The following is a 9576-nucleotide window of genomic DNA, read 5'->3' on the forward strand; positions in this document are numbered from 1 at the left end:
GGTAGACGCGTTCCAGGAACAGGTCGACGGCGTCGCTCCCCATGTTCGTGAATCCCCAGCCGAGATCGGCGTTGTGCCCGATCACCACGCCCGGGAGCCCGGCGAAGCTGAACCCGGCGACCTCGAACTCGCACTCGGGTCCGACCGCGGTGCAGTGGAGCCCGTTCTGGTACCAGATGCCCGGCTGCGTGATACCCAGGTGTGGGTCGTTCGCGAGCAGCGGCAGACCCGACTCGGAGTGCTCGCCCGACACCACCCAGCTGTTGGACCCGAGACCGTCACCGGACCCGAGAAGGCTCGGGACGGCGTCGAGCGCTGCCTGGACGTCCGCCAGCCCGCTGAACACGCTGGCATCGGGCTGGGGCCGATCGGGCGCCGCATCGCCGTCGGTCGGCCCGGTCGCCACGCGAGTCTGCTCCGCCGCCTCTGCGGCCGCGTTGGCCTCGAGCAGCTCGGGCGTGGTGAGGATCGGGAGGTTGCGCTCGGTCGGATACTCCGGGTAGACGGCGTTGACCATGTCGAGCGCGACGTCGGACCCGTAGCCGGCCGCCTGGCCGTACAGCGCCGCCCGCCCCAGCTCGTCGCTGTAGTTCCCGAGCAGGTCCCACGCCATCGCCTTCAGCCAGGCGAGCGAGTCGATCGGCGTCCACGGCTCGACGTCGCTGACCTCGGCCTGCAGGTCGAGCACCGTGTACTCGAGCGCGAGCTGCCCGGGCGCGCGCGAGGAGATGTACGCGTTGACGCCCTCGGCGTACGCCTGCAGGTACGTGCGCGTCTCCTGCGACAGCAGCGGCCATTCCTGCTCGGCGATGTGCCGCCAGCCCAGCGTGCGGATCATGCGATCGGCGTCGAGCCCGGCCTCGCCCACCAGCTCCGAGAGCCTGCCGGCGGTGAGGTGCCTGCGGAAGTCCATCTCGAAGAAGCGGTCCTGCGCGTGCACGTATCCCTGCGTCATGAACAGGTCGTGGGACGTTGAGGCGTAGATCTGCGGGATGCCGCGGGCATCGCGCAGCACCTGGACCTCAGCGTCGAGCCCGTCGATGCGGAACTCCCCCGCGTGGTCGGGCAAGGCACGGCGCGAGACCGTGAACAGGGTCACCGATCCGACGACCAACACCACCGCGAGAACCGCGGCGACACCGATCCCGATCCGCCGCCACACCGACATCTTCGACACGACAGCGAGACTAAGCCATGTCGCTCCGCGCAGAGCGGTGGCGAGCCGGACTGCCGCACCGGACGTAGAATCCCGCTTCGTGCCCACCTATGCCTACGCCTGCTCCTCCTGCGGCCACCGTTTCGACATCTACCAGGCCTTCTCCGACGACGCCCTGACCGAGTGTCCTGAGTGCGGTGGCGCCCTGCGCAAGCAGTTCGGGAACGTGGGCGTGGTGTTCAAGGGCTCGGGCTTCTACCGCAACGATGCGCGCGGCAAGAGCACCGATTCCTCGTCCTCGTCTTCTTCGTCGTCGTCGGAGTCGAGCACCTCGACCAGCGCCGGCTCGAAGGAGTCGACGAGCACGGACTCGAGCAGCACGACGTCCACCACGACCTCCGCGAGCAAGGCCTCCTGACCCTGGTTGTCCACAGGGGTGCGCCGATGCACCCCTGTCCACAGCACCCCTGACCGGCTCGAGCGAGCGCCCGACGGCGTCCCTAACGTCGTCGGCATGTCGTACCGATCGAGGTCCTTCCGCCCCGTCCTGTGGCGGTACCGCTGGCTGGTCGTCGCCTGTTGTCTGGCGTGCGCGACCTGGGTGGCGATCGGCGAGCTGCGCCCGCCGCCTGAACCGACCAGCCCGGTGCTGGTGACGGCACGCGATGTGCCCGCCGGTACCGTGCTGACCGCCGCCGACGTCCGCCTCGATGCCGCCCCACGCGCCCCGGGTGGCGCCGTGCCACTCGAGGCCGCGGTGGGTGCCACTGTCACGATCGGCCTTCCCGAGGGGGTGGCGGTGGTCGAGACGATGCTGCTCGGGCCCGGACTGGCCGAGTCCGCCCCCGAGGGCTGGGTCGTGGTGCCCGCGCCGCTCGCCGACCCAGTGCTCGCGGACCTGATCCGTGTCGGTGACCGCATCGATCTGTACCTGACCGCTGCGGACACCGGCGGCCGGCTGAGTGAGGCGGAACTGGTCGCCACCGGCGCGCTGGTGCTCGCGCGCGCGAGCCCTGACGCCGGCGAGACGTCCTGGCTCGGTGGACCGGCATCGAGCAGCACGGGCGTGGTCGTGGTCGCGGTCCGCCCCTCCGATGCGCCCGGCATGGCTGGCGCGAGTGGCTTCGGCCCGTTTCGGGCGGTCCTGTCCGCCGTTTGACGCGACGAGGCCCGGGTGACCGTACGGTCACCCGGGCTTCGCCCAGCGCACCGCAGGTGGCAGTGCGCAGACCGCGCGGGTTCAGGCCTGCTTCTGTGCCTTGAGCAGGTCGCGGATCTCGGCGAGGAGCTCGATGTCGGTCGGAGCCGGAGGGTCCTCCTCCTTGACGCCCTTCCTCTTCTTCTGCAGCTCGTTGAACTTGTTCATCGGGACGACGAACACGAAGTACACCACCAGCGCGGTGATGAGGAACACGACGATCGCATTGAGGATGGTGCCGAAGTTGACGAACGTGGTGTCATCCCCGGGGCGCAGGTAGAACCCGAGTCCCGCTGCATCGGGAGATCCGACGGCGGCGAGAATCGGCGAGATGATCGCCGAGACGAAGCTGTCGACCAGTGCTTGGAAAGCCGTGCCGATGACAACGGCGATCGCGAGCTCGACCACGTTGCCGCGCATGATGAAGTCTTTGAAACCCTGGATCATGGGTGCCCCTTCTGTCACGAGGGGCGACGATGTCGACGCCCCGATGCGTCCATGAGGCTAGTACCAACGTCCCTCGGGCCGCATCAACCCCAGTGCGGCGGAATGTCGCGGCGCAGCCGCTCTTCACGATCCTCCGGGAGATCACCCCAGGCGCGTTCGTCGTCCTCCCACGCCTTCTCGTCCGTCGAGGGCAGCTCCACGCCGGGCCTGACGGCCCGCCGGTGGCGGCGGCCGGTGGCCGGGCGAGGCGCATCGTGCCCGCGCCCATCAGAGTCAGGCTGCTGGTGCCTGTTCACCCGGGCATGACCTCGCCTGCGTCGAAGAGCCCCGGCTCGATCATGCGGTGCCGGCCACGACGCCGACGGCGTCCCGACGCTCTGTCCTGCACGTCCGAGGCTCCTGTGGTCGCCTCGGAAGATCGGCTTCGGCTCTCCTCACCGCTGGGCTTCGAGGCGTGCTCGGTCTCCGGTTCGGTGCCCGGCTTCGACACCGCGTCCGACTCTGCGGCGGGTGCCGGCTCGGACTCCACCTCGGGCCGCGCGATCGGTGTGGTCTCGGGCTCTGGCTCGGGCGGCGCGAGGTTCGCCGGTGCGTCCGTCTCGCCCGTGTCAGCATCGGGGTCAGGAGCCGATGCGGCGCTGTCGTCGGTGGCCGGCGGCGGCTCGTCACTGACCGCGGTCCCGTCTGCCAGGTCCCCTTCGCCCGGATCATCGTCGTCCAGCACCGGTGGCGGCGCGGGGGCGAGGCGGGCAGGCGCGGCGGCGCCCGTCCGCTCGGCGACGATCTGCTCGACCGCGTCCCGGATCGCCGTCGCCTCACCCTGCGGGTCCATGAACACGGCCGTCGAGAACACCATCCGCACATGCCAACCGCGGTTCTCGAGCCGCTGTACCCAGTGCCGGTCCCGCCGGCGCAGGCTGGGCTCGGTGACGTAGTCCACGTCATCGGTCAGCACAGCGAGCAGCAGCTCACCCGGCAGCGCGGGGTGGCCGATCGCGAGCGGGACTCGCACGCCACCGATCGGTCCGTAGCGGGGCACCACGGTCAACCCGAGCCGCTCCACACGATCGGTGAGGTCGCGCAACAGCCTGTCGGGGACGTCGAGCTCGTCGTCGGCAGCGCTGCGCTCGGCGACGCCCGCCTGCGCGAAGGCGAGCAGGTCGCGCAGCGCGACCGCGCCCGCCGCCCGGAGCCGCTCGGGGTCGAGCTCGTCCGGCCCCAGGCACGAGACCATGGTGAGGCGGTGGCGGCACGCATCGAGCGCGTCGACCAGCAGCTCGGCCCCGTGTGCCCCGCTGATCTCGCCGAACCGGTACAGCACCCGGCCGTGCGGGGTCTTGCCGTAACCGACCGTGAGGATCACGGTGTCGCGGCGAAGCCCGGCCACCGAGGAGATGTCGACCACCGTGAACGGTTCGGGTGCCGCCGGGTCGAAGAACCGAGCCACGCTCGCGCCGGCTGCCGTCGACATGACGGCCTCCCGAACCCGGTCCGCGTGCCGCGCGTTCAGTGCGATCACGGCGAGCGAGGACTCCGGGTGGGTCAGCGCGTGCTCGATCACCAGGTCGACCACGCGGTCCACCTCAGCCTGCACGCTCTCGACCGACTCGGCACCCGGCCCCGGCATCCCGGTCCCGTTGACCAGCTCCAGGGTGATTCCCGCCGGTCGCGGCGGCGCAGGCACGGGTCGGATCACATCGCCGTAGCCGTGCTCGGCGAGGAACCCGGCGATCTCGGCGTCGAGGTCCAGCCGGTCGCCGGGGAGCTCGACGCTGGGCAGCACGTGCGCCGCCGCCACCAGGCCGGCCCCGCCGCGACGGGTGTCGCCGATGACCACCACCTGACGGCCCCGGGAGATCGCCGCGATCGCCTGCTCGGTCGGCAGGTGCTGCACGGCGTCGAGAATCACCAGGTCGACCGACCGCTCGGTACCGAGAACCTGTGGCACCAGCATCGGCGGCACGATCCAGATCGGCCGCGGCGCCCACACCACCGCGCCGAAGCGACGCTGCAGCTCCTTGAGGTCGCTCGTCCCGTGCCCGCGCACCGCGCGGTACAGATCCTGGGCCGCCGGCTTGTCAGCAACGATCGTGGCCCTGACATGCTCGGCGACCTGCCGCAGCACCGGGTCCCGGAGCGAGGCGGTCTGTGCGCTGTCGAGCTCGCGCAACCGCTGCGACGCGACATCGAGCGACGATGCGTCGAGGTCCGCGAGCGCCGGGTCGCCGCGCAGGAGCTGCTCCAGCAGGCTGGACCACCACGCGAGGTCGAACTCCGGGCCGACCAACTCGGTCGGGACCCGGCGAGCCGTCAGATCCTCCACCAGTGGGCCGAGACCGAGCCGCTTGAGGGCACCGAGGACACCCGCACGCTCCGGCATCTGCCGGAGCGTGGCGTCGTCGTCCACGAGCCGATCGAGCCGCGCACGCAACTCTGCGAGCGGGACGTCCCGCAGATCGGTGTCGCCGAGCGCCGGCGAGAGCACGTCCTGCAGCGGCTCCACCAGCTGGGCGACGTCGTGCTCGGTGTTGAGGACGTCGGTCATCCCTTCGGGCAGCCGCGGCCACCCACCGCCCGCGCAGTGGCGGCGCCACAGCTCGCGGCGCGCCTGGACCGAGACCAGCTCGGCGTGCAGGTCAGCCACGGTGACACCGGGCCGCAGCAGGTCCTTGGCCTGCTTGCGCAACCGGCGGCGGGCGCTCCAGCTGAGCGTGATGTCGTGCCGGTCCCGCCAGCCGCGGCTCGCGCTCGCCGCCGCCATGTCAGTGGCGCTGCGTTCGAACACCTGCGGCACGAACACGTCGAGCGAGGCCCGGATCCCTTCCAGGAGCTCGAGCTGTTCGGACCACTGGCGTAGCGTCGTCGCCTCGTCGAGCCCGGTCTGGGCAGCGGTGGCCTCGACCTGCTCGAGCATGGTGGGCAACAGATGCCCGAGCTCGCGCACCCGGGCGAGGGTCTCCGTGGCGTGCTCGGCGCTTGTCAGCACCGCGCCGTACCAGGGGGTGTCGGAAGCGCGCAGCCGGAACGCGCCGAGCGCGGCCGCGCGCGCCAGCTCCTCCCGGGCGTGCTGGCGCTCGGTGAGCGTCATCTCCACGGCCCGCGGGTCGAGACGCACCTGCGTGCGTGGTCCCGGCCGCTGCGACGTGAGCTCCGCCAGTTCCTGCATCGCGAGGTATGCCGACGCGTCCCACGGCGGCCGGGCCGTGTGAAGGGCGTGGATGTAGTCGGACAGCGCGGCGCGCGCCTCGCCCAGCTCATGACGCATCTCGGCCACGCCGGGATCGAACTCGGGCGCCTGGGCGTCCAGGCCGTCCACGAGGCGTTCGGCTGCGGTGTCGCGCCAGCGGACCTCGTTGCCGAGGTCGAGCACGAGGTCTCCGAGCCCGAGACCCCGCAGGCTGCCGTGCAGGGAGGCGCCGGCCCGCTTGGTGCCGGGGACGTACAGCACCCGCTTGCCCTCCGCAGCCGCCTGTGCCGCGAGCGCGGCCACGGTGCCGGGCACGTCCACCCCGGGCGGTGCATCGACGAGCAGGTGGCCGCCTCCCGCCACGGCATCGAGCACGCGGTGCTGGCCGGCATCGAGGTCGCCGACACCCAGCTCCGTCTCAGGGTCTGGATCGGCGAGCCTGCGCGCGGGCAGCGGGCGGCGAAGACTCCGGATGTCCGGCTCGCTCCCGGCGAGCGCGGCGACGACCTCGTGCCGGCGCAGGCGGTCGGCGTCGAGGTCCTCGGCCAGTGCCTGCCCGGGATGCACGAACGCCCCGAGCACGATCCTTGGCTCGAGCCGGAAACCGGTCACGACCGGCTCCGCCGCTGCCTCGAGCTCGGCAAGCGCGGGAGCCGGCGTGAAGCCGTGCGCGGCCTGCGTGGCAGCCACGAGATCCGATGGTGCGATGTCGACGCCACGCGCATGGAGCGCCCTGACCAGCACCGGGTTGATCTCGACCACGGGGTCCAGCTCGAGGTCGACCTCGGCATCGGCCGGATGCACGGTGATCGTCACCGGCCGCAGCAGCACCGGGATGTTGACGGCTCCCTCTGGAGCCGACCCCTGGTCGGACGCCGGATCCGTCCACGACGCGACGCCGATCGCCACGTAGGTGGGAGCGAAGCCGTAGCGCTGCGCGAGCTCCTCGGTCCGTGCGCCGACGATCCGGGCCCGGCGGCGGGCGTGTGTGAGCGCCGAGCCTTCGCGGGCGAGGTTGCTCAGCCGGGTGCTGCGCCCGGCGAAGAGCTGAGCGATGCCGCCGGGGTGCGCAGCGGTGAGGTCCACGAGCGCGTCGCCGAGGCTCTCGACGTCCCACAGTGCACTGCCGCCCGCCAGGTCGCCGAGGCGGCTGCGCCACGTGGCCGTGGCGGCGGCGACGGGATCCTGGGGCGGGGTCTGCGGTGTCACGGTCGAGTGCGTGGGCGTCTCCTCGGCGGCCGCATCGTCGGTGGCCGCGTCGCGCTCCGTGTCAGGTTCAGTCTCGGCATGGGGGTGCCGAGACGGCTTGCGGGGCGAGATCACCTCCCCACGCTAACCGCGCAACGGGTGGTTGGGCGTCCAGACGCGCGGAACCTGGGCGATCCACGCACCCAGCGGCGGGTCAGAGCACGGTGCGCGCCGCGCAGGGGGCGAGCGGCGCGCACCGGCGTGCACAGTCTGCGCCGTGCGCACGGTTCACGCAACACCGCCCGGCGTCTCGGCCGCCGGCCGGTGCGAGACCACGGGCGGCGCGGAGGTGGTGCTCGCCGGCGCCAGCCGCACCGCCACCCATGGCAGCATCGTCTGCACGAGTGGTCCGATCGCGAGCGCGTAGAGCACCGTGCCGACGCCGACCACGCCTCCCAGCGCGAAGCCGACCGCGAGCACGGCGACCTCGATCCCGGTCCGGACCGCCCGGAGCGAGAACCGGCTGCGCCGGGCCAGCCCCGTCATCAGGCCGTCACGCGGACCTGGACCGAGCTGCGCGCCGATGTACAGAGCGCCCGCGAGCCCGTTCAGCACCACGCCACCGAGCAGCAGCGGGACCCGGATCGCCCAGGAGTCCGGTGCGGGCAGCAGCCAGAGCGCCAGGTCGGTTGCGGCGCCGATCACCACCACGTTCGCCACTGTCCCCAGGCCCGGCATCTGCCGCAGCGGGATCCAGAGCAGCAGCACCAGCGCACCGATGATCGTGACGATCACACCGAAGCTCAGGGGCAACCTGGCTGCCAGGCCGCTGTGGAACACGTCCCAGGGGTCGAGCCCGAGCCCGGACCGGATCATCATCGCCATGGACGTGCCGTACAGCCACAGCCCGAGCAGCAGCTGCGTCAGACGGCGCGACAGCCGCCCGGCACGGAGCTGGTCCTTGGGGGTCAGGTTGAGGAGCACGTCGGTGGTCACAGGTCGACTGTGGCACCAAGTGGACTCCTGATAAATAGCCACTTGTGAGAAAGTGGCTGCATGGCGACGACGATCAGCCCGCACCGCCTCGCGGCCGTGCTCGGCGAGTTCGACCGCGACCCGGCCTACCTCGGGCTCGCGAACGCGCTGCGGCTGCTCGTCATCGACGGTCGGCTGCCGCACGGCACCAAGCTGCCGAGCGAACGGGCGCTCGCCGCCGCGCTCGACGTCTCACGCACCACCGCCACCCGCGCGTACGCGATCCTCGGCGAACGCGGCTACGCCCGTGCTCGTCACGGATCGGGGACCTACGCGCACCTGCCGGCGGCTCGGCATCCCGCTCGCGACCGCATCCTCATGCCGAGGCTCGACGCCGATCACATCGACCTCGGCTCCGCGGCAAACTCGGCGCCGCCCGGCGTGGCCGAGGCGCTCGTCGCCGCCGCGCAGGATGCGGTGCCCTACCTCGGCGGGCACGGGTACTTCCCCGGCGGGATCCCCGCGCTGCAGGAGGCGATCGCAGCCCACTTCGAGGCACGCGGACTTCCCACCGGTCCTGACCAGATCCTGGTGACCCCGGGCGCGCTCTCGGCCGCGGCGATCGTCATGCATGCCCTCACCGGACGCGGCGACCGGGTGCTGATCGAGGACCCCGCGTACCCGAACATCCCGCGTGCGCTCCGCGGTGGCGGTGCACGTCTGGTGCCCAACCCCCTCGACATCGACGGCTGGGATCTCGAGGCGACCGCCGCCGTCGTCCATCGATCGAAGGCACGAGCGGCCTACCTGGTGCCCGACTTCCAGAACCCGACCGGGCACCTGATGACCGGGGAGCAGCGCGAGCGCTACGCCGCGGCGCTGGCTGCCGCCGACACGATCCCGGTCGTAGACGAGGCCGCGCAGCAGCTGCTGCTCGACGAGGGCGAGATGCCGCCTCCGTTCGCGGTGTTCCACCCACAGACGATCACGCTCGGCAGTGCCAGCAAGATCTACTGGGGAGGGCTACGGCTCGGCTGGATCCGGGCGCCGCGGCCGCTGATGGACCGACTCGTCCGCACCCGGATCGGGCTCGACCTCGGTACTCCCGTGCTCGACCAGCTCGCACTCGCGCGCCTGCTCACCGATGGCGCCGAGGTCCGCGCCGCCCATCGCGAGCGCCTGCGAGAGCAGCGTGAGGCACTGCTGTCCGCGCTCGCCGAGCACCTACCCGAGTGGCACGTGCCGCGCGCACCAGGCGGCCTGTCGGCGTGGTGTCAGCTTCCGACCCCCGTGGCCAGCGCCCTGTGCGCGAGCGCCGAGGAGCATGGGGTGGTGATCGCACCCGGCTCGGTGTTCGCCGTCGACGGACGGATGGAGTCATTCGTGCGGATCCCGTGGATCCGGCCACCCGCCCAGATGCACGAA

General features: G+C 71.8%; 7 protein-coding genes and 1 pseudogene. 3 read left to right on the top strand and 5 right to left on the bottom strand.

The window, feature by feature from the left end; all coding sequences use genetic code 11:
• Positions 1-1168: penicillin acylase family protein (locus tag ACOJSN_RS04585; RefSeq protein ID WP_420111334.1), on the bottom strand; the 1168-nt coding region annotated here is incomplete at its 3' end.
• 88 nt (positions 1169-1256) lie between these two features.
• Here ACOJSN_RS04585 and ACOJSN_RS04590 point away from each other — a divergent pair.
• Positions 1257-1397 (top strand): annotated as a pseudogene (locus ACOJSN_RS04590) (FmdB family zinc ribbon protein); the annotation flags it as partial.
• 14 nt (positions 1398-1411) lie between these two features.
• Here the strand turns inward: ACOJSN_RS04590 and ACOJSN_RS04595 are convergent.
• The gene (locus ACOJSN_RS04595) at positions 1412-1621 is read right to left on the bottom strand and encodes a hypothetical protein (protein WP_420111335.1); all 210 of its coding nucleotides are present in this window, start codon (positions 1619-1621) and stop codon (positions 1412-1414) included.
• Positions 1622-1670: 49 nt separating this feature from the next.
• On the opposite strand from ACOJSN_RS04595, the gene ACOJSN_RS04600 reads away from it, so the two are divergent.
• Positions 1671-2315, top strand: a complete 645-nt coding sequence (locus ACOJSN_RS04600; protein ID WP_420111329.1) for an SAF domain-containing protein — start codon at positions 1671-1673, stop codon at positions 2313-2315.
• Positions 2316-2396: 81 nt separating this feature from the next.
• On the opposite strand, the gene mscL is transcribed toward ACOJSN_RS04600, so the two are convergent.
• The 3 genes from mscL to ACOJSN_RS04615 form a co-directional block, all read right to left on the bottom strand.
• Positions 2397-2801, bottom strand: coding sequence for a large conductance mechanosensitive channel protein MscL (gene mscL / locus ACOJSN_RS04605; RefSeq protein WP_420111330.1), 405 nt, complete (start codon positions 2799-2801; stop codon positions 2397-2399).
• A gap of 292 nt (positions 2802-3093) precedes the next feature.
• Positions 3094-7311 carry a hypothetical protein gene (locus ACOJSN_RS04610; RefSeq protein ID WP_420111331.1) on the bottom strand — a complete coding sequence of 1406 codons (4218 nt, stop codon included), beginning with the start codon at positions 7309-7311 and terminating at the stop codon, positions 3094-3096.
• Between the two features lie 153 nt (positions 7312-7464).
• Positions 7465-8172 (bottom strand): YczE/YyaS/YitT family protein, encoded by a 708-nt coding sequence (locus ACOJSN_RS04615; protein ID WP_420111332.1) that lies wholly within the window; start codon positions 8170-8172, stop codon positions 7465-7467.
• Between the two features lie 60 nt (positions 8173-8232).
• Here ACOJSN_RS04615 and ACOJSN_RS04620 point away from each other — a divergent pair.
• Positions 8233-9576: PLP-dependent aminotransferase family protein (locus tag ACOJSN_RS04620; RefSeq protein WP_420111333.1), on the top strand; the 1344-nt coding region annotated here is incomplete at its 3' end.

The sequence above is a fragment of the Pseudactinotalea sp. genome, from assembly GCF_048594945.1.
Classification (GTDB): domain Bacteria; phylum Actinomycetota; class Actinomycetes; order Actinomycetales; family Beutenbergiaceae; genus Pseudactinotalea.